The organism is Paraburkholderia sp. BR10923, from assembly GCF_040948765.1.
GTDB lineage: Bacteria > Pseudomonadota > Gammaproteobacteria > Burkholderiales > Burkholderiaceae > Paraburkholderia > Paraburkholderia youngii.
Genome location: NZ_JBFPKO010000005.1, coordinates 184,619 through 203,616, shown reverse-complemented (window position 1 = coordinate 203,616; position 18,998 = coordinate 184,619). Strand labels below are relative to the sequence as shown.

Annotated in this window: 13 protein-coding genes and 1 pseudogene; 5 read left to right on the top strand and 9 right to left on the bottom strand. The window is 66.2% G+C overall.

The genetic code is table 11. The annotated features are described in order from the left end of the window. The first annotated feature begins 101 nt into the window (after positions 1-101). The 3 genes from AB3X94_RS11735 to AB3X94_RS11725 all read left to right on the top strand — a co-directional run bounded on the left by AB3X94_RS11735 (position 102) and on the right by AB3X94_RS11725 (position 3,133). Positions 102-986 carry an oxaloacetate decarboxylase gene (locus AB3X94_RS11735; protein ID WP_018438163.1) on the top strand — a complete coding sequence of 295 codons (885 nt, stop codon included), beginning with the start codon at positions 102-104 and terminating at the stop codon, positions 984-986. A 232-nt stretch (positions 987-1,218) separates the two neighbouring features. Then, the gene (locus tag AB3X94_RS11730; RefSeq protein ID WP_368611598.1) at positions 1,219-2,658 is read left to right on the top strand and encodes an MFS transporter; all 1,440 of its coding nucleotides are present in this window, start codon (positions 1,219-1,221) and stop codon (positions 2,656-2,658) included. Positions 2,659-2,695: 37 nt separating this feature from the next. Continuing rightward, positions 2,696-3,133 carry a GNAT family N-acetyltransferase gene (locus AB3X94_RS11725; protein ID WP_368611597.1) on the top strand — a complete coding sequence of 146 codons (438 nt, stop codon included), beginning with the start codon at positions 2,696-2,698 and terminating at the stop codon, positions 3,131-3,133. Between the two features lie 8 nt (positions 3,134-3,141). On the opposite strand, the pseudogene AB3X94_RS11720 reads toward AB3X94_RS11725, so the two are convergent. The 7 genes and pseudogenes from AB3X94_RS11720 to AB3X94_RS11690 all read right to left on the bottom strand — a co-directional run bounded on the left by AB3X94_RS11720 (position 3,142) and on the right by AB3X94_RS11690 (position 9,124). Further along, a pseudogene (locus AB3X94_RS11720) lies at positions 3,142-4,001 on the bottom strand (2OG-Fe(II) oxygenase). Between the two features lie 93 nt (positions 4,002-4,094). Then, a complete protein-coding gene (locus tag AB3X94_RS11715) occupies positions 4,095-4,580 on the bottom strand; it encodes a nuclear transport factor 2 family protein (protein WP_368611596.1) in 486 nt (161 codons plus the stop codon). Positions 4,581-4,862: 282 nt separating this feature from the next. Next, entirely contained in the window at positions 4,863-5,270 is a 408-nt protein-coding gene (locus AB3X94_RS11710; protein ID WP_368611595.1) for a winged helix-turn-helix domain-containing protein, read from the bottom strand. A gap of 50 nt (positions 5,271-5,320) precedes the next feature. Next, entirely contained in the window at positions 5,321-5,866 is a 546-nt protein-coding gene (locus AB3X94_RS11705) for a nitrogen fixation protein NifQ (protein WP_368611706.1), read from the bottom strand. 25 nt (positions 5,867-5,891) lie between these two features. After that, complete coding sequence (locus tag AB3X94_RS11700) at positions 5,892-7,331, bottom strand: nicotinate phosphoribosyltransferase (RefSeq protein WP_368611594.1); 1,440 nt, start codon at positions 7,329-7,331, stop codon at positions 5,892-5,894. A gap of 136 nt (positions 7,332-7,467) precedes the next feature. Continuing rightward, on the bottom strand, positions 7,468-8,670 hold the full coding sequence (locus AB3X94_RS11695) for a CpaE family protein (protein WP_368611593.1): 1,203 nt from the start codon (positions 8,668-8,670) through the stop codon (positions 7,468-7,470). Positions 8,671-8,854: 184 nt separating this feature from the next. Beyond that, the gene (locus tag AB3X94_RS11690; RefSeq protein ID WP_176106043.1) at positions 8,855-9,124 is read right to left on the bottom strand and encodes a hypothetical protein; all 270 of its coding nucleotides are present in this window, start codon (positions 9,122-9,124) and stop codon (positions 8,855-8,857) included. Between the two features lie 1,326 nt (positions 9,125-10,450). Here AB3X94_RS11690 and AB3X94_RS11685 point away from each other — a divergent pair. Both AB3X94_RS11685 and AB3X94_RS11680 read left to right on the top strand, forming a co-directional pair. Beyond that, the gene (locus tag AB3X94_RS11685; RefSeq protein ID WP_176106044.1) at positions 10,451-11,878 is read left to right on the top strand and encodes a sigma-54 dependent transcriptional regulator; all 1,428 of its coding nucleotides are present in this window, start codon (positions 10,451-10,453) and stop codon (positions 11,876-11,878) included. Between the two features lie 420 nt (positions 11,879-12,298). After that, a complete protein-coding gene (locus tag AB3X94_RS11680; RefSeq protein ID WP_368611592.1) occupies positions 12,299-14,908 on the top strand; it encodes a mechanosensitive ion channel domain-containing protein in 2,610 nt (869 codons plus the stop codon). Positions 14,909-14,959: 51 nt separating this feature from the next. On the opposite strand, the gene AB3X94_RS11675 is transcribed toward AB3X94_RS11680, so the two are convergent. Then, positions 14,960-17,221 carry an ATP-dependent DNA helicase gene (locus tag AB3X94_RS11675; RefSeq protein ID WP_368611591.1) on the bottom strand — a complete coding sequence of 754 codons (2,262 nt, stop codon included), beginning with the start codon at positions 17,219-17,221 and terminating at the stop codon, positions 14,960-14,962. Beyond that, positions 17,218-18,987 carry a VRR-NUC domain-containing protein gene (locus AB3X94_RS11670; protein ID WP_368611590.1) on the bottom strand — a complete coding sequence of 590 codons (1,770 nt, stop codon included), beginning with the start codon at positions 18,985-18,987 and terminating at the stop codon, positions 17,218-17,220. The genes AB3X94_RS11675 and AB3X94_RS11670 overlap by 4 nt, the downstream gene beginning before the upstream one ends. Between the last annotated feature and the right edge of the window lie 11 nt (positions 18,988-18,998).

The following is an 18,998-nucleotide window of genomic DNA, read 5'->3' as shown; positions in this document are numbered from 1 at the left end:
TTGTTCCATCGGCACAACGCGTGGAATGCGCGCCAATGGCACGTTTCCTGCAGAATGTCGCCCGCGTTCCACTACCGATTTCCCCTCTGGAGACCTGCATCATGACCACCACTTCCGCCACCCGCCGCGCCGCCTTCCGCGCCAAGGTCAACCAGCGTCAGGGCCTGCTCGTGCCCGGCGCGTTCAACGCGATGAGCGCGCGCGTGATCGAGGACGCCGGCTTCGAGGCGGTCTACATCACCGGCGCGGGCGTCACCAATATGTCGCTCGGTCTGCCCGATCTCGGCTTCATCGGCCTCGCCGAAGTCGCCGAGCACACCGCGCGCATCCGCGACGCGGTCGCGCTGCCGCTGATCGTCGATGCCGACACCGGCTTCGGCAACGCGTTGAACGTGCGCCAGACCGTGCGCGTGCTCGAGCGCAGCGGCGCCGACGTGATCCAGTTCGAAGACCAGGTGATGCCGAAGAAATGCGGCCACTTTTCGGGCAAGGAAGTCGTCGCGACGAGCGAGATGGTCGGCAAGATCCGCGCGGCCGTCGACGCGCGCGAAGACGCGAACCTGCAGATCATGGCGCGTACCGACGCGGCGGCGGTCCACGGCATCGAGGACGCGATCGAGCGCGGTCATCGCTTCATCGAGGCCGGCGCCGACATCCTGTTCATCGAGGCGACCGAATCTCTCGCCGACATCGAGCGTCTGCCGGGGCTGTTCGACGTGCCGCAGCTCATCAACATCGTGATCGGCGGCAAGACGCCGGTGCAGTCGCGCGACGCGCTCGCGAAGCTCGGCTACGGCATCGTGCTGTACGCGAACGCGGCGCTGCAGGGTGCGGTGCTCGGCATGCAGCGCGCGCTCGGCACGCTGCAAAGCAACGGCCGCCTCGACGAGGACGCGACGATCGTCGCGCCGTTCAGCGAGCGCCAGCGGCTCGTCAACAAGCCGCTGTATGACCGGCTGGACAAGGAATACGCGGCCAAGGACTGACGCAACGGCGGCGGCGCGGCGGCGCGCTGCACGCCTGCGTGAAAAGGGACCCTTTCTTGCGTTAGGATTCAGGGCTGGCAATCAGGCAAGCTGATGTCACCGCCAGCCCCGAAGCACAAAAACGCACACGACAGGTAATCTCAAGCACCATGAAGTCAAACCCTTCGCGCGCCGCGCGCCGGCCCGTCAATGGTCTTTGCGCGCCTACCAGCGCGCCGCGGGAGCTCGCGCGATGAGCAGCAGCGGCACCCGCACCGCGCATGTCGGCTGGCTGCCGTACATCGTCGCGGCCACCTTCTTCATGGAGTACCTCGACACCACGGTGATCGCCACCGCGCTGCCGCAGATGGCGCGTTCGTTCGGCGTCGGTCCGAACAGCCTGAGCCTCGGCATGACCGCCTACATGCTCGCGCTCGCGATCTTCATTCCGGCGAGCGGCTGGGTCGCCGACCGCTGCGGCGCGCGCACGGTGTTCGTCAGCGCGATCGGCGTGTTCACGGTCGCGTCGGTGCTGTGCGGGCTGTCACAGAACGTGCCCGAGTTCACGGCCGCGCGGCTGCTGCAAGGCATCGGCGGCGCGATGATGGTGCCGGTCGGCCGTCTGATCGTGGTCCGCAGCACCGAGAAAGCCCGCATGATGCAGGCGATCTCGACGATCACCTGGCCGGCCATCGCGGCGCCGGTGGTCGGCCCGCCGATCGGCGGCTTCATCACGACTTACGCGTCGTGGCGCTGGATCTTCCTGCTGAACGTGCCGTTCGGTCTCGCGGCGATCGCCGTCGCGCTCGCCATCGTGCCGAACCTGCGCGGCACCGAACGCAAGCCGCTCGACGTCGTCGGCCTGCTGCTGAGCGGCGTCGCGCTGACCGCGATCCTGTACGGCGCGGAGCTCGCGAGCCAGCCGGCCACCAATGCGTGGCTCGCGATCGCGGTCGTGGCGGGCAGTCTGCTGGTCGGCGCGATCGCGTTCCTGCACGCGAAGCGTCATCCGCATCCGCTCGTCGACGTGTCGACGCTGAAGGTGCCGACGTTCTCGGTGACCGTCGTTACCGGTTCATTCACGCGCATCGGCATCGGCGCGGTGCCCTATCTGATGCCGCTGCTGTTCCAGGTCGGCTTCGGGCTGTCGGCGTTCCGTTCGGGGCTGCTGCTGCTCGCGAGCGCGGTCGGCAACCTCGGCATGAAGGCGCTGACCACGCGCATCCTGCAGCGCTACGGCTTCCGGACGGTGGCGATCGTCGACGTGATCGTGGCAGGCATTTTCATCACCTTGTGCGGACTGCTGACGCCGGACGTACCGCTCGTGTTCGTGCTGATCGTGGTGTTCGTGTACGGCGTCACGCGCTCGATGCAGTTCTCGACGCTGGCGACGCTCGCCTACGCCGATATCCAGCAGACGCAGATGAGTGCGGCGAGCACGCTGTGGAGCGCGGCCATGCAAATGACGATCGGTCTGGGCATCGCGTTCGGCGCGGTGTCGCTGCGCGTGGCGGCGCTGTTCAACGGCGAGACGACCGGCCACGTGTTCACGCTCGACGATTTCCGCCTCGCGTTCCTGTTCGCCGGCGTGCTGACGCTGCTGTCGGTGATCGGTTATATGGGGCTCGCGCGCAATGCCGGACAGAGCATTGGCGGGGGTTCGCGCGGTGGCGAGACTGCCGCGAAGGGCTAAGGCACACGCCGCCGCTACGCGAACCAGGAGACACCCCGTGCAAGAAAGCGAACTGACGATTTCCAGCCGCATCGACGATCTCGACCTCGACATGGTCTACGCGTTCCTGTCGCAGCAAACGCCTTGGGCCAAGGGCATGCCGCGCGCGACCTTCGAGCGGGCCGTCGCCGGTTCGCTGTGCTTTGGCGGTTTTGTCGACGACGAGCAGATCGCGTTCGCGCGTCTGATCACCGACGAGGCGACCTTCGCTTACCTGTGCGACGTGTTCGTGCTGCCGGCGTATCGCGGCCAGGGGTATGCGTCGGCGCTGATGAAACATATGATTGCGAGCCCGTCGCTCGCCAGTCTGCGCAGAGTCGTGCTGGTCACGACCGACGCGCATCACGTCTATGCGCCGCACGGGTTCACGTCGCTCGCGAACCCCGAGCGGTATATGGAGCTGCATCGGCCGGATGTTTATAAAGCGGCCGAATAGGCGCCGCCTCAGCCGTACGCGCGCTCACGCATCCACTTCGTCATGATCCATTTGTCGCCGGCCAGCACCGGCGCGCCACCGTGCAGCGTCGACGGGTCGAGCTGGCGTTCACCGTTCATGTAGCGGAAATACACCGCGCCGCCCGCCCGCGCCGCGACCGATAGGCCCGCCGTGGGAAACACCGTCTCTCCGCCGTCCGCGACGTCGTTCAGATAGATGATCAGTGTCGCGACGCGTTGGCCGCCCTGCGCGGTATGGCTCGCGCTGCCCGGCTGATCGGGCGCGAAGAAGTCGAAATGCGGGCTGTACTCGCCGCGCGTGTCGTAATGAAGCACCTGCAGGCCTTCGCCGTTTTCGAGCGGCCAGTTCGTCAGGCTCGCGATGCGTCGCTCGATTCGCGCGATCAACCGGTCCTCGCCGCGCCGATACCAGACGCCTTCGCTGGTCCGGCTGCGGATCACGTCTTCGTGGCCGGTAAGTGGATTGACCGTCGTCGAGCGCTTCAACCGATGCCGCGAGCGTTCGATCAGCTCGGCGCATTCCACGGCCGACAGCACGTCGGCGAACACGACCAGCTGCGGGCGCTCACAGCGCAGCAGCACGCGTACGTCGCGGTCAGCGGCGCGGATCAGGTTGCCGCGCGCGAGCGGCGCAGCGTCGTATCGATAAGGATTGGTGGTGGGATCGGCCACGGTGGCGGGTGCTGGGGGCCGCACGCGCGCCGGTCGAACGCATGGTGGACCGCCACACGGGCTTCGCCGTCGGCAAAGCCGGCCTGCACCATCGCGTCGATCATCGAGCCCGGCGTGCAGCCGCGCGCGACATTGCTGCTCAGCCATTCTTGCCAGGCGGCATCGACGACTCGCATAGCGTTTCCTGTGCGGCGGCCCGGCAAGGCGTGCGGGCACGCGCGTGCTTCGATGATAGCAAGCGCGATGCGCGCGCCGCCGCCCGCACGCGCCTAGCCGCGCTCGCGATTCAACTGCCCGCGATAGTGCAGCAGCCCCCGGCGCGCCTGCTGCCTGAGCATCCGCTGCACGAACGGCGACCAGCCGAACAGCGTGCCGCGCACGCCCATCGCCTGGCGCATCCACAGCCACAGATCGAAGCGGTCGCGATGCTCGACGATGAGCCCGTCGCGGAACACGAAACGCGCTTCGATCCGGTTCACGACGTCGCGCCCGGTCTGGACGAAACGGTAGCGCGCCACCCACTGTGCGCGGCCGGTACGGTCGTCCGCCTCGATGCCGCTGAAGCTCAGCGTGAAGTCCTGCGCATGCTTGACGAGCATGCGCCACATGTCGCGCACTTCGTCGCCGACCAGCTCGCCGAAGGCGGGGTCGCTGAAGACGGCGTCGTCGGCATAACAGGCGACCATGGTCTCGGCGTCGCGTTGCTGGAAGGCGGTGTAGAAACGTTCGATCAGTTCGATGTTGGGATGGCTCATTGATGTCGTGTGGTGTATTGCGGGAGCGCATCACGTGTCATGCACGCGCAGAGTCGCGCCACGCTCCGGAAAAACAGCCCGCGCGCGGCAGGCGGCGGGCATGGCGCACACGATATAGGAAAACGGTGTGAATGGGGGGCCGGCGCGAGCCGACGACGGCTTGACCCTTCCGATACCGCCGCCTTGAAACGCGCCACCTCCGCCCGCCCGTCGAGCCCCCACACCACCGCCGCCACCGACGCGGCGACGAGCGCCGATAGCGCCGACGCGATCGTGGGCCCTTCACGAGCGGATCAGTTTCACCAGTTCGGCGATCTGCTTCGCGCAGCTTCGCCGCGCCTCTTCCTCGACGTCCCGATACAGCCGGATGATGGTTTCGCCGACCGGCGTCAGCGTGCAGCCGCCGCCGCTCTGACCGCCCTGCTCCGATTGCGTGGCCGGCGACTTCAGCGAGCGATTCAGCTCGTCGATCAACAGCCACGCGCGCCGGTATGACATGTCGAGACTGCGCGCCGCCGCCGAGATCGATCCATATTCGCGCACCGCTTCGAGCAGATCGACCTTGCCTGGCCCGAGTGCAACCGCATCGCCGTTGCGGATGCGCATTCTGAAGCGCACCTCGGGACGCGTGCTGGTGGACTTCGTCGCCGGAGCGGCTCTGCTTTTAGCGGGTTTTGCGGTGTCGGCCATGCGCGCAAGCATACACGAACGGTTTCGCGCCGACCCCTCAGTGGCGCGCTTCAAGGCTGCCGTGCAAAGCAGTACCCGTAGTCTTCGCAGCCCGGGCAACCCGGCGCGGGTCCCGGTTGCAGACCCAACGAGATCGCGCATTGCGCGGCGAGGAATTTCTTCCAGCGCAGGTTATCGACGTTGCGCTCGACCAGCGTCGGGAAGTAGCGCGTGAGCATCCACGTCACTTCATCGCGGCCCGCGAGGCCGAGGTCGCGCCATAGATGATCCGGACGCAAACACGCATGGGCGATGATCGTCGCGAGACAATGCGCGTCGTCGGGATGGACCGTGCTGCTCGCGCTCGCGACGAGCAGCGCGTGCAGTGCATGGACGAAGCTCGCGTGTTCGCTGGGGACCACCGGAAGCGGCAATGCCGGAATGCGCGCACGGACGAAGTGCCTCGCTAGCAGCGCGCGCCATGCATGCGCTTGCAGGCCGAGCAACGCGAGTTCGTTGCGAGCGTCGCGCGCGGCGATCAGTTTGGCGAACAGACGCGTATCGGCGTCCTCCGGTTCGGTGGCCCCGCGTAGCCACGCATGCATGCAGTCGGTCATCAACGGATCGTCAGGCATGGCTGGGTCAAACTTCCTCCGCATAGGCGCGGCCTCGAATCTCGGCCAGCGACGTATCGACCAGCAAGCGGCCCGTATCGAACACCGTCTCGAGCACTTCGTCCCACTCGCCCGCCACCGTGCGCTCGTCCCACACGATCGGCAACTTGACCGTCCGGTACTCGCCGCTGCCGCGATGGCGCAGCAACGTGAGCCGGCCTTTCTTCGAGCGCTTGCCGTGATCCGTGACCGGGTCCTTCGACACATCGTGCCACGTGTCGCCGAGCCGGATCGCGGAGCACTTCATCGCGAAGCGCTGCGTATCGCGGTTGATCTTCTGCAACAGCGCGCCGCCCATGCCGAACACGATGTTGTCGGCGGCGAAGCCGGCCTCGTCCATCGCGGCAAGAATCGCGGGGATCGAATCCGGATTCACCTCGTCGCCCTGGATCACACGTACGTGGTCGAGCACGCGCCGCCCCTTGCTGTTCGTCTGCGAGCCGAACGACGCCTCCAGCGAGCGCAGCGTGTACAGCACGATCGTGCACGGATCGCCGGAATCCGGGCGAATCACCAGCGTGCCGCCGGAATCGAGCACGGCCTGCTTCAACTCGCCGCCCCATGCGTTCAGCGCGGCGAACAGGTCGTAAGAGTCGGACACCACCGAAACGATCGCGCCCGGCTTGCCGAAGCGGGCGATCATGTTGCGATACGCGTCGACTTCGCGCTCGCGGCCCCACGCCGTGATCGTGCTGTGCTCGGCCGCCGGCACCGAGAACGCGGCCATGCTGTCGTGGTAGTAGTGATTCGCCGCAACCACGCCGAGCACCGTATCCGAGCCCATGAAGCTGACGAGGTGCGCCGCGCCGCCGATCGCGGCCGACTCCGCGCTCGACACGCCGCGCGCACCGAAATCGTGCAGTTTGAACGGCAACTGCGAGAGATCGTCGCTGCTTTTCAGCAGAGCTGCGCGGATCGTCTGGCGCAGATGCCAGCTTTGTGTCGCGACCGTGATCGGATACCACACGCGCATCAGCATCGTCTCCAGATACGACGCGAGCCAGAACACGTGAGGATCGTCGCATTCGACGGTGACGAGCACGTTGTGCGTCGGCACGACCGAGCCTTCGGGCACCGCGCGAATCCGCACCGGCAGATGGCCGCCATATTGCTGCACGACGTAGCGCCAGCCCGCTTCGTTGAACGGCTCGCCGTGCGCGCTGAAGAACGCGCGCGCCTGGTCGATCATCGCGCCGGTGACCGGCCGGCATAGGTATTCCTTCAGCAGCATTTGCAAGCCGAAAAACAGCGTGCGCTCGTAACGTCCGCCGCGCGATTCGATATACGAGAACATTGCCGTCGCGTCGGGCGGATATTGTAGAAAGTGCGATGCCTTGTACGAATCCGTATTCAGAATCGGATTGGACAGGATCGACGCGAGGTCGCTGAAACCCTGCGCGTTTTGCATGGACGGTGCTGCGCTCACGTGATTTTCTCGCTCGAGTGACCGGACGGCGCGAGCCGCTCTACCTCTTCAGAATAGGCCGCAGGATGACCCTGCATCTCACCTTACTACGGTATGCGCGATAGCGCTCGTCGTCGGCCTAGACCCCTGGCTTCAATTGCGGCGGCAGATTCGGCCACGTCGCGAGCAGCCGGCCGAGCATGCTTCTGCGGCGCTCCGCACCCGCCGGCCACAGCATGTTCGCGAGCAGGGTGATGCCTTGCGCGAGCCCGCTGTCGCGCGCGCACGCGACCAGCGGCACGCCGAGGCTCAGCGCCTCGTCGACGTGCCGATCGTCGCGCGCCAGTTGATGCGCGACCCTTGCGCCGAGCGTGCGTTCGAGCATCGGCAGATTGATCTGCGCATCCTTGTCGTACTGATTGACGACGACCCGCACCTTGCTGGCCGGATGCCCCAGCTCGCGAAAGATATCGAGCATGCGGCGCGCGCCATGCAGGTACAGCGGGTTCTGCCGCACCACCATGCAGATCGCGTCGCTATGCGCGAGCGCGCGGATCGTCAACGGATTCAGGCTCGGGCCGACGTCGATCAGCACCGCGTCGTAGCGCTGGCGCACCAGCGTCAGAATCCGCTCGAGTTGACCGGGCAGCAGTTCGGCGGCCTTCAGCGGATCGCCGGCGCCGGCGAGCAGATCGAGGTTCGGGCGCACGTGCATCGCGCATGCGTCGAACAGCGCCGCGTCGAGTTGCTCATTGCGCGAGCACAGATCGGCGAGCGTCATCGGCGGCGGGCGATTCGCCATCAGCAGGCTCGCGTCGGCGAATTGCTGGCTCAGGTCGATCAGCAGCACGCGCCGCTCACGCCGCGCGGCGAGCGCGCACGCGAGATTGACCGCGATCAGCGTGGTGCCGCTGCCGCCCTTGCTCGACGCGAGGGTGACCACGCGCGCGTGGCGCCGCTGGGGCGCGCGACGCCGAGCTTCGATCTGCGCGAGCGCATCGGCGACGGCGTGAGCGTCGAGCGGCCACGACAGCACCTGCCGCACGCCGACGCGCAGCGCCGCGTCGATCAGCGCGCTGGACGGCGCCGGCGTCACCAGCATGCAATGCAGCGTCGGCGCGCAGGCAAGCGCCTCCTCGACGCCGTCGAGTCCGCGGACGTTCAGACGGGCGTCGTCGACGATCAGCAGGTCGGCTGTGCGGAGCATGCGCGCGTGGATCGGCAGTTGCCGGGCCGAACCGTATGCGGTGTGCAGCCGATAACGCACGCCGCTCTGTTCGAGCCGCACGACGATGCGCTGCGCGTTTTCAATGCTCGCGGCAATCAGGAAGATGTCGATCATGGCAGCTCTGCGGCGCGTGGCGCGTCATGCGCGGGTTTTTATTCAAGTCGTCTGTTCACGATTGACGACGCAGGCTTCGGCGCGAAATCCTTAGCGCGGCGCTCCTCCGTGAAAACCATCAGCCGGCAAACGGTATTATCGAATTCCCGTACGGCCCCCGCGAGCCGGTATCGAGCAGCAGGCGTCAAACGTCGTCTTCATCGTCGTCACGCCGATGCGCCGCGCTGCGTTCAGCGCGCACCGACATCTCGTACAGCCCGTCGCGCAGCACGCCGCGACGGATCTCGGCCTGCGCGCGGCGCTCGAGCGCCTCGGCGACGACAAGCGTCAGCAGATTGACCGACGAGCCCGCCGCTTGCGCGAAAAAGCGCGCGCGCGACGCCGCGACATACCGCCGGTAAGTGCGCCCCGTTCCGTCCGAAGCGGCCAGCCTGCGAATCAGTTGTGGTTTCATGACAGCCCCCGATGTCGATCGGATTTGCGCCAGGTCACGCCGCTTCGTCGCAGCGCCCCGGCCGTCGGGCCAGGTTGCCGTGCCCGTGCCAACCCACGGACACGGCCCCTGGTTCACTTCGTACATTCGTCTCTCTATGGAGACGATGGCCTCTCTCCCCGCTTCATCGCGCCGGCCGGTCCTGATCCGGCGCTGCCCCTTCCCTTTGCGGCGCGTCGCTCGCGAATGTTGCCAGCGCGTTGCCTGTCGTTATCGCCATCCTTTTCGCGTCGTCAGGACAAAAAGTCGAAAAGGAAAAACGGCGAAGTCGATGCCCTTTTGTCGTCCGGTTTTGAATGGCCGTCATACCGGTCCGCCACTCAACCGTTTTTCTCACGTATTTAATAAGGCCCCGCCGCGCTCCCGCAGATACTTGATGGCTTCCCCGACCATGCCTGCGAGTGAGCTTTTTACCGCCAGTCTTTTTTAATCCGGTTTTCCCCGTACCGTCGACCTGGCTGCAAAACATTTTTCTGTGCAGACCTTATTGCAACGCTTATGCCAACCCGCTTAACAAGCGGTAAGGCGCCCGTCAAAGCTTCACGCCGCCGTGAAATCGGTTTGCTTTCGGCGCGGCGCGAGCCTGCCCGATTTTTGGCGCAGCGCGCATTGATTCGTTTCTGACACGCCAATTCCCCGCGCGCTGGCGGCAAAGCGCGCTCCCCGCCGCCTCCCGCCAGCCTCCAGGCTGGCCGCAAGGCCGGCTACACGAGGCTTCGCCGTTCCTCGAGGTTGCAAAAGCGTCCCGCCCGGCACCGCAAAGCGCAGTCGACTCGTGCTGTCCAATCTGTCGCAACTGTGAAACACGACTGCTTACGCTTCGTCAGTTTTAGTCACGCCTTAATACCAGGGCAATTGCTACGCAATGTGCGATTCCTCGCATAACCGACCTTGACCGTTTATTCATTAGTGATCCGTGTTAATCCGAAAGCCAACACGCATTCCTGATCCATGATTCTTTTATCTGGCGCTTTCAGGCGCTTTCGCTTATCGTTAGGCCATGCGCCAATCAGAGCGCTTGTATCAGGTCAACGAGGCAAGCCACGGTTCAAGTGGTTTTCACGATTCGGGGATAAAGTCGCCGGGCAGTTTCAGCAATGAACGACAAGGTCGCCGCCATTGCATGAATCGGTCCGCCATGCAGCGCGTTCCGGTTCGCGCCGCGCTTGCAGTGTCCCTTGTTCGTGTTCGCTGCTGCCGTGAATGCGTCGCAGCCGGAGTGCAGTAACTGGCCGCCTGAATCTCACAACGCCGCACAGCAGTCCTGAGGATCGAACGGGGGGAATCATGACTACGACTTGCACGCCGGCCGACGCGGAACGCACCGTTCTGTACGTGGCGAACGCGCCCGACCAGAAACTCGCCGAGTTTCTGGCCGCGTCGGGATGGCAAGCCGTGCACGCAAAAAGCACGGCCGTGGCCGAACGCATGATCGAACGCGGCAACATCAAGGTTGGTCTCGTTCAGTTGCCCGAAGATTGCACGTCTCAGCAGCTATCCGCGTTCGCGCTGTGCATGCGCCGCGTCGAGACCAACTGGGTCGCGCAGATCGTGCCGGGCCAGGCCGACAACGAACTGGTCAGCCGTTTCATCCTCGATTACTGCTTCGACTTCGTCACGCAGCCTTGGCTCAACGAGCGGCTCGTGTTCGCGCTCGGCCACGCTCATGGGCTGTCGAACCTGCGTCAGCCGCGCGTCGCGCCGGAGCCGTCGGTCGGCCGTCACGGCATGGTCGGTCAATGCGAGCCGATGCAGCAGCTCTACCGGCGCATCGACAAATGCGGCGTGACCGACGCACCCGTGTTCATCGCAGGCGAATCGGGCACCGGCAAGGAGCTGACCGCTCGTGCTATTCACGATCGCTCGCCGCGCGCGGGCCGCACGTTCGTCGCGATCAATTGCGCGGCGATTCCGCCGAGCCTGTTGCAGGCCGAACTGTTCGGCCATGAGCGCGGCGCATTTACCGGCGCGCTGCAACGCAAGATCGGCCGCATCGAGAGTGCGCATGAAGGCACGCTGTTTCTCGACGAAATCGGCGACATGCCGCACGAATGTCAGGCGGTGCTGCTGCGCTTCCTGCAGGAAGGCACGATCGAGCGGCTTGGCGGCAACGGTCCGATCAGCGTCGACGTGCGCGTGATCTCGGCCACGCACGTCGACCTGGAGCGCGCCGTCGAGGACGGCCGTTTCCGCTCAGACCTCTATCACCGGCTGTGCGTGCTGCGACTCGTCGAGCCGCCGCTGCGCGAGCGCGGCGGCGACATCAAGCTGCTCGCCAATTACGCGCTCAGCATGTACAAGCAGGACGGCGCGCGCAAGCTGCGCGGGCTGTCGAGCGACGCGATCGTCGCCATGTCGAACTATCCGTGGCCCGGCAACGTGCGCGAGCTGATCAACTGCGTGCGCCGCGCGGTCGTGATGAGCGAGGGCCGCTTCATCACGGCGAGCGACCTGGGCCTGCCCGAGGCCGACAATGGCCCGGCGGTCACGCTCGCGGAAATCCGCAGCAAGGCCGAAAAGGATGCGATCGAGAACGCGCTGCTGCGACACGGCTACAAGCTGTCCGATGCGGCCGCCGAACTCGGCATTTCGCGCGCGACGCTGTACCGGCTGATGCACGCGAACCGGCTGCATCAGGAGCCACCCGGACGCGGCGCGAGCAGCGGTCCCGATGCCGGCGACGAAGCCGAGCGCCAGACCTCGTCGTTGGCATGAGCGCGGATTTAAGCGTTTTTTTTGCGGTGAACGCTTAGCAGCGCATGGTGACAGCAATTGATCGATGAAGACTCACAAGCGCTCTGCTTGCAGCTAGCGTAGTCATACGGCGCGTCCCCGCGTCACCGCCAGCATTGCCACCCGGCAAGCGGCCTCCTACCCCTTGCGCCGCCTCGCCCACGGGGCCTGCCGGGCAGGCTTTCTGCCGGCTTCGCCAGGCCTGCCGGCCATCATCGGCTATGCTATCGGCTCAACGCCCCATCCGGCGAGCGCCGCCCTCGCGGCCCTTTCGCCCGTCCGGCGGGCCTCCGCCGCAGGAACTTCAGCGCCCGAACCCGTGTCCGTCCGGGGTCGCCCCGCTGAAACAGCCCTGCGTTCCGGCACAATCGTCCGCCCTGGCTTCGTCCCGCTCTACACCCCATGCAAAAATTTCTCCGTATCTGTTTTTTCATTTTTCTGGTCGCCGGCGCGGCGCCCGTGTTTGCCGCCGCGCCTGAGCCCGCCCATCCCACGCCCGCTTCCGCCGCCGTCACGCTGACACCTCAGCAGGCTCGCGACGCGCTCTCCGTCCTGAACGACCCCAAACGCCGCGCACAGGTCGCCGATACGCTGCAGGCGATCGCCGCGGCCGGCGCGTTGAGCGCGCCGCCCGCTTCCGCGCCGGCGGCCGCGGCGTCGGCACCGGCCGCCGCCAGCGGCGCAGCCTCGCTCGTGCCTGCCGCGTTCAAAAGCAATGGCCTCGCGTCGCAGATCGCGCGTCAGGGCGCGCATTACGTCGGCTATCTCGCGACCTCGCTGCGCGGCTCGATCGCCGCGCTGCTCGATGTCGCTTCGGTGCGCGCATGGTGGAACTGGCAGTTCGCCAACCCGCACGCGCGCGTGGTGCTGCTCAAGGTGCTGTCGTCGCTGCTCGCCGCGCTGATTCCCGCACTGTTGCTCGAATGGCTGACGCGCCGGCTGCTGCGGCGGGTCTACCGGGCGATCGCCGCGCGCCGCGAAGCCGCGCAGCAGGATGACAACGGCGCCGCGCCGGCCGGTCATACGCCGACGAACACGCCGCCGCTGCCCGCTCGGTCGTCGGTGCCGCCGGTGCTCGAGGCAGAGGCGCAAGCCGTCGCCACTGGCCCCGCCGCGCCGTACGCGACGCCATCCGAGAAAGGCCGCGCGATCGAAGCCGAAGGCAAGCGCAACGCGACGCACCACTGGACGCTGCTGCAACGTCTGCCGCGCTCGTTGCTTATCACGCTGGTCAGGCTGATTCCGCTTGCCGTGTTCGTCGCCGCGGCAAGCGCGGTGATTTCGATCATCACCGACAACGGCACGCCGCAGGACCGCGCGCTCGATTCGCTGATCGACGTCTATGTGGTGTGCCGCTGCGTCGTGATCGTCGGCGCGTTCTTCCTGCAGCCGAGCGCGCCGCGTCTGCGGCTGCTGCGCATGGGCGATGCGTGGGCCGCGTTCATCCTCGGCTGGATCGTGCGGATCGTCGGCGTGGTCGGCGCCGGCGTCGCGCTTGCCGAAGTCGCGCAGGCGCTCGGGATGAACGACGCCGCGCATCTCGCGCTGCTGAAAGTGGTCGCGCTGGTCGGTCACGTGATGATCTCGATCCTCGTGCTGCACTGTGCGAAGCCGGTTGCCAACCGGATTCGCATTCGCTTTTCCGCGCACGAGTCGTTGCAGATGTTCGGCAACGCGCTCGCGGACGCGTGGGCCTGGGTTGCCGTGGTCATCGTGATGGGCCTGTGGTTCGTGTGGGCCTTCGACGTACAGAACGGCTATCACGCGCTCGTGAATATCGGCGGCATGACGCTCGCGATACTGATCGGCGCGCGGCTCGTGTCGATCGTGATCTTCGGTGCGCTCGCGCGCATCTTCCACGTGCAGGACGAAGCGTCGCGCTCGCTCGTGCATCAGCACGCGTATCGATACTATCCGGCGCTGCGGCGCGTGATCGGCTGGGTCATCGGCATTGTCACCGCGTTCGTGCTGTTGCAGGCGTGGGGCGTCGATGTCGTCGATCTGTTCCGCAGCGGCACGATCGGCCACCGCCTCGCCTCGGCGCTCGCGACGATCGCGGTCGCAGCGATCATCGCGCTGGTGGTGTGGGAGGTCGTCAACGTGTCGGCCGAGCGCCGCCTCGACGACTGGACGAGCAGCGGCGATCTGGTGCGCGCCGCGCGCCTGCGCACGCTGATGCCGATGCTGCGCAGCGCGCTGTTCTGCGTGATCGCGCTCGTCGTCGTGCTGACGGGGCTGAGCGAACTCGGCGTGAACATCGGGCCGCTGCTCGCGGGCGCGAGCATCTTCGGCGTCGCGCTCGGCTTTGGCTCACAAAAGCTGGTGCAGGATTTCATCACCGGCATCTTCCTGCTGATGGAAAACGCGATGCAGGTCGGCGACTGGGTCACGCTCGCGGGCGTGTCGGGCACCGTCGAATATCTGTCGATTCGCACCGTGCGCCTGCGCGGCAGCGACGGCTCGCTGTTTACGGTGCCGTTCAGTTCGGTGTCGACCGTGAACAACACGAATCGCGGCATCGGCAACGCGGCGGTGCGCGTGAATATCGTGTTCGGCCAGGACGTCGAGCGCGCGATCGACACGCTAAAGGAAATCGGCGCGTCGCTGCGCGCGGATGACAAGTTCAAGGACGGCATCCTGGCGGACTTCTCGTTCTGGGGCGTCGATGCGGTCGACGGTTCGGCGATCACGCTGGCCGGCCAGATGCAATGCCGCGATACGTCGCGCTGGGGCGTGCAGCGCGAGTTCAACCGGCGCATCCTCGAGCGCTTCAGCGAGCTCGGCATCGAGATCGCGAATCCGCAGCGCCATCTGCTCACGTGGGACCCGGCGAGCAAGGCCAAGGTCGATGCGGGCGTGCCGCGCATCCACCACGTTGGACAGTCTGATGGCGGCGAGCACACTCCGCACAAGGGCGACGCGCCGCGCGACGATCAGATCCCCGTCGATCCGAGCCCGGCCGGTGGCCCCGGTACGCCCGCCAATCCGGGCTCGACCTCGCCGCACGCGTGACGTGACACGCCGCGCGTCGCACGCGTAAAGGTTCGCTAGCGCCGCGCAGCGCTAGCGAACCTGCCACCAGCGCGGCAACAGCCGCCGCACTTCCGGCCTGCGAAAGCGGTCGTCGATCAGATGCACGACGCCGCGATCCTGTTCGGTGCGGATCACGCGCCCCGCCGCCTGCACGACTTTCTGCAATCCCGGGTACAGGTACATATAGTCGTAGCCATTGCCGAAGCGCGCATCGAGCGCACGGCGCATCTGCTCGTTGACGTCGTTGACCTGCGGCAGACCGAGCGTCGCAACGAACGCGCCGATCAGTTGCTGTCCGGTCAGATCCACTCCCTCCGAAAACGCGCCGCCGAGCACCGCGAAGCCGATCCCCTGATTCATCGTCCTGAAGCGCGCGAGAAACGCATCACGCGCGGCTTCGTCCATACCGGGCTCCTGCGTCCACACCGGCAAGCCGGGATGCCGCTCGCGCAGCAGCGCGACCACGCGTTGCAGATAGTCGAAACTGCTCAGGAACCCGAGGTAATTGCCGGGCTGCGTGCCGTACTGCTTCGCGATCAGCTCGACGATCGGCGCGAGCGAGCGCTCGCGATCACGCCAGCGCGTCGACACATGAGCGGCCACGTGCACCTGCAACTGCTCCGCGCGAAACGGTCCTTCGACATCGAGCCATTGCGTGTCGTCGGCGAGCCCAAGCGTGTCGCGATAGAAATGCTGCGGATTCAGCGTGCCGGAGAACATCACCGTGGTACGCGCGGCCGCATAGCGTGGCGCGAGAAACGGCGCGGGGATCACGTTGCGCACGCATAGCGTCGCACTGGTTTTGTCGCGCGGCGCGTAACGGTCGGCGCTCAATGTCACGTCGAACATCGAGTGCTCGCCGAACTGCTCGGCGAGCGCGACGAAGTGCATCGCATCGAAGAAAAAGCGCAGCGCGTGTTCGTCGATCGACAACGGCGCGTCGGCGAGCTGATCGGTCACTGCGCCAATCAGATTCTGCGCGGCGGATAGCAACTTTCCGGGGATCTCCGCGTACACCTGGTAGCTGGCCGTCTGCGCGCGCTTCAGCGCATTCCATTCGCGCTGCAAACGTTCGAGAGGCTTCTTCAGCGCCGCCGGCGCGCTGTTGCGCGCGAGCCGGAACGCGCTTTGATCGAGCGACGCGGTATACATGCGCCGCGCGCGTTCCAGCAGGTTGTGCGCTTCGTCCACCAGCACGCCCACGCGCCACTGATTGATCTGCGCGAGCGCATGCAGCATCGCGCTCGCGTCGTAGTAGTAGTTGTAATCGCCGACGATCACGTCGGCCCAGCGCGCGAGCTCCTGCGCCAGATAGTACGGACACACGTCGTGCGCGAGCGCGGCCTCGCGCACCGCCGCGCGATCGAGCCGCGGCGTCGCGAGCGCCGCGGCGCGCGCCGCATCGAGACGATCGTAAAAGCCGCGCGCGAGCGGACATGACTCGCCGTTGCAGGCTTTATCCGGATGCTCGCAGGCCTTGTCGCGCGCGACGAGTTCGAGCGTTCTGAGCGGCAGCGGCGTGCTATGGTGCAGCGAATCGATCGCGTCGAGCGCAAGCGCGCGGCCCGGCGTCTTCGCGGTCAGAAAGAACACGCGATCGAGCCGGTCTTCGCCGCAGGCTTTGAGCAACGGAAAAATCGTCGCCAGCGTTTTGCCGATGCCGGTCGGCGCCTGCGCCATCAACGGCTTGCCGTCGCGCGCCGCACGATACACGGCCACCGCGAGCTCGCGCTGCCCACGGCGAAACTGCCCATACGGAAACTGCAACTCGACGAGCGCCGCATTGCGCGCAGCGCGATGCGCGTCTTCCTGCACGGCCCAATCGAGAAATCGTTCGCACTGGTCGACGAAGAAGATTTCGAGTTCGCGCGCGCTGTGCTGCTGTGTCAGCACGGTTTCCTTCTGACTGCCGATATCGAAGTACACCAGCGCGACCGTCAGCTCGGCGAGCCCGCGCGCCTCGCACAGCAGATGCCCATAGACGAGCGCCTGTGCCCAGTGCAGCACGCGATGATTGGCGGGCATGCGCGCGAGATCGCCGCGATAGGTCTTCACCTCTTCTAGCCGGTTCGCGATTGGATCGTAGCCGTCCGCGCGGCCACGCACGGTCAGACGGCGATGCGTGCCCGTCAGCGTGAGTTCGGTTTCGTAGCCGCCCGCGCGACGGCCGGCGACCATCTGATGACCAGCAATGCCTTCGAGCGAAGTCGGCGCGGGCGTGAAGCGCAGATCGAGATCGCCGCGCCGCGCGGTGAATTCGCACATCGCGCGGACGGCCACCACGTAGCTCATACGGCGCGCTCCGCTTCGGCTCGCGTCGCGACGTCCGCTTCGCCCTGCGCCTCTTGCCCGGCCCAGCGCACGTCGACGACGCGCACCGGCATGCCGTGCTGCGCGCAGTACGCGAGCCAGCGGATCTGGTTGTCCTGCAGACGATCGCCGGGGCCTTTCACCTCGATCAATTCATAGCGACGCTCGGCCGGCCAGAACCGGATCAGATCGGGCAAGCCGGAACGATTGCAGCGAATGTCGCGCAGCAAGCGCTCGAACCACAGCTTCAGATGTGCGGCGGGCAGACAGTCGAGCGCAAGCGCGACGAGTTCGGGCGTCAACAATCCCCAGAATACGAACGGCGACTGCATACCGGTCTTCTGATGCAGATGCCGCAGAATCGTGTCGCGATAGACACCGCTATCGAGCTGCGCGAAGCAGGCCGCGAACTGCGTGGCGCGGCGCGCGTGAAAATCGGGCGCGTGCAGATCGGCCGGTTCGCGCTGGAACAGATGAAAAAACGCGCCGGGCAGCGCCGCGAACACCGGCTCCCAGCACAGCAGGCCGAACAGCGAGTTGATCAGCGCGTTCTCGACGTAGTGCACCGGCGCGGCGTCGCTGCTCAGATGATCGCGCACCACGTATTCGACGGGCACCGGCGTGTCAGGCTTCGGCAGCACCAGCGTGCCGCGCTCCACCCGTCGCGCCGCCGCCGCGCGCGGCACGGGCACGCCGCATTTGCGCCGCAGGCGCGGCAACATCCGGGCGACACGCTGCGCTTCTTCTTCGCTCTCGGGCGCTGCATCGGCCTGCAAAGCCAGCGCGAGCGCTTCGCCGTCACGCTCGCTGCGCTCGAGCACGCGCATGCGTCGATGACGCGCACCCGGCCACGCGCATGCGTCGTACACCTCGAGTGCGGTGCTCCACTGTTCGCGCCGCTCGCACTCCTGGCCGATCCGGAACAGCAGTTTCGCGCGACGCGTTTCCAGCCACGGATTCGCGGTATCGATCGAGCGGACGGTCGTGATCAGTTCTTCAAGCGTGGGGGCGCCGGTGTCGACCGGTAGCCGTTCGAGCGCTTCGCGGCACGCGTGCAGCGCGAGATAAACGTCGATGTCCGCGCGTTTCTGGAACGCGCGCGACGACGGTCCGAACGCGACCTTCTCGTACTGGAACACGCCAAGATCGGCGAGTACGAACTCCGACCAGTCCTGATATAGATTGCCGAAGAACATCAGCCGCAAGCGATCGCACAACGGCGCGATCGCAACGTGCAGCACGCGGTCCGTAGTGGCGTCGTGCCACGCGGCGAGCGGACGTGATGGGCATGCTTGCGCTTCGCGGCTTTCAGCTTCGTAAAACGCGCGCAGCGTTTCGAGCAGATCCGGTTTGCGCAATGCCTTTGCGCCGGGAATTCGTGCGAACGCGTGCGCGAACATCTCCAGCAATTGCGCACGCGTGCTGAGGGCAAACAGATCGTCGAGCGACAGAGCCGGCTCGGTGTCGATCCAGCGATGCACCGTCATCGGCATCGCCGCCTGCAACGGACAGCCGATTTCCTCATAAACGAGGCGGCTCGCGCGAAACAACATGCCCTTGCGCATCAGCATGCGCACCAGCAACGCACGTGATGCCTGCGGCAATGTCGCGAAAGTGCTCAGAAAAGCGTGCTCTTCGTCGTCGAGCAGGTCGTCGTAACGCGCGGCGAGCCACGCCAGCGCGCGCTCGAAATTCAGCAGGTAGTAAGGGGCCTCAGAGCGGATCTCTGAGCGAGCATCGGTTGCCACGGACTTTGTGC

Bases quoted from the DNA above. Each gene is read 5' to 3' on its own strand.
- AB3X94_RS11735 (WP_018438163.1), top strand. From the start codon at position 102: ATGACCACCACTTCCGCCACCCGCCGCGCCGCCTTCCGCGCCAAGGTC.
- AB3X94_RS11730 (WP_368611598.1), top strand. From the start codon at position 1,219: ATGAGCAGCAGCGGCACCCGCACCGCGCATGTCGGCTGGCTGCCGTAC.
- AB3X94_RS11715 (WP_368611596.1), bottom strand. From the start codon at position 4,580: ATGAGCCATCCCAACATCGAACTGATCGAACGTTTCTACACCGCCTTC.
- AB3X94_RS11710 (WP_368611595.1), bottom strand. From the start codon at position 5,270: ATGGCCGACACCGCAAAACCCGCTAAAAGCAGAGCCGCTCCGGCGACG.
- AB3X94_RS11705 (WP_368611706.1), bottom strand. From the start codon at position 5,866: ATGACCGACTGCATGCATGCGTGGCTACGCGGGGCCACCGAACCGGAG.
- AB3X94_RS11700 (WP_368611594.1), bottom strand. From the start codon at position 7,331: ATGCAAAACGCGCAGGGTTTCAGCGACCTCGCGTCGATCCTGTCCAAT.
- AB3X94_RS11695 (WP_368611593.1), bottom strand. From the start codon at position 8,670: ATGATCGACATCTTCCTGATTGCCGCGAGCATTGAAAACGCGCAGCGC.
- AB3X94_RS11690 (WP_176106043.1), bottom strand. From the start codon at position 9,124: ATGAAACCACAACTGATTCGCAGGCTGGCCGCTTCGGACGGAACGGGG.
- AB3X94_RS11685 (WP_176106044.1), top strand. From the start codon at position 10,451: ATGACTACGACTTGCACGCCGGCCGACGCGGAACGCACCGTTCTGTAC.
- AB3X94_RS11680 (WP_368611592.1), top strand. From the start codon at position 12,299: ATGCAAAAATTTCTCCGTATCTGTTTTTTCATTTTTCTGGTCGCCGGC.
- AB3X94_RS11675 (WP_368611591.1), bottom strand. From the start codon at position 17,221: ATGAGCTACGTGGTGGCCGTCCGCGCGATGTGCGAATTCACCGCGCGG.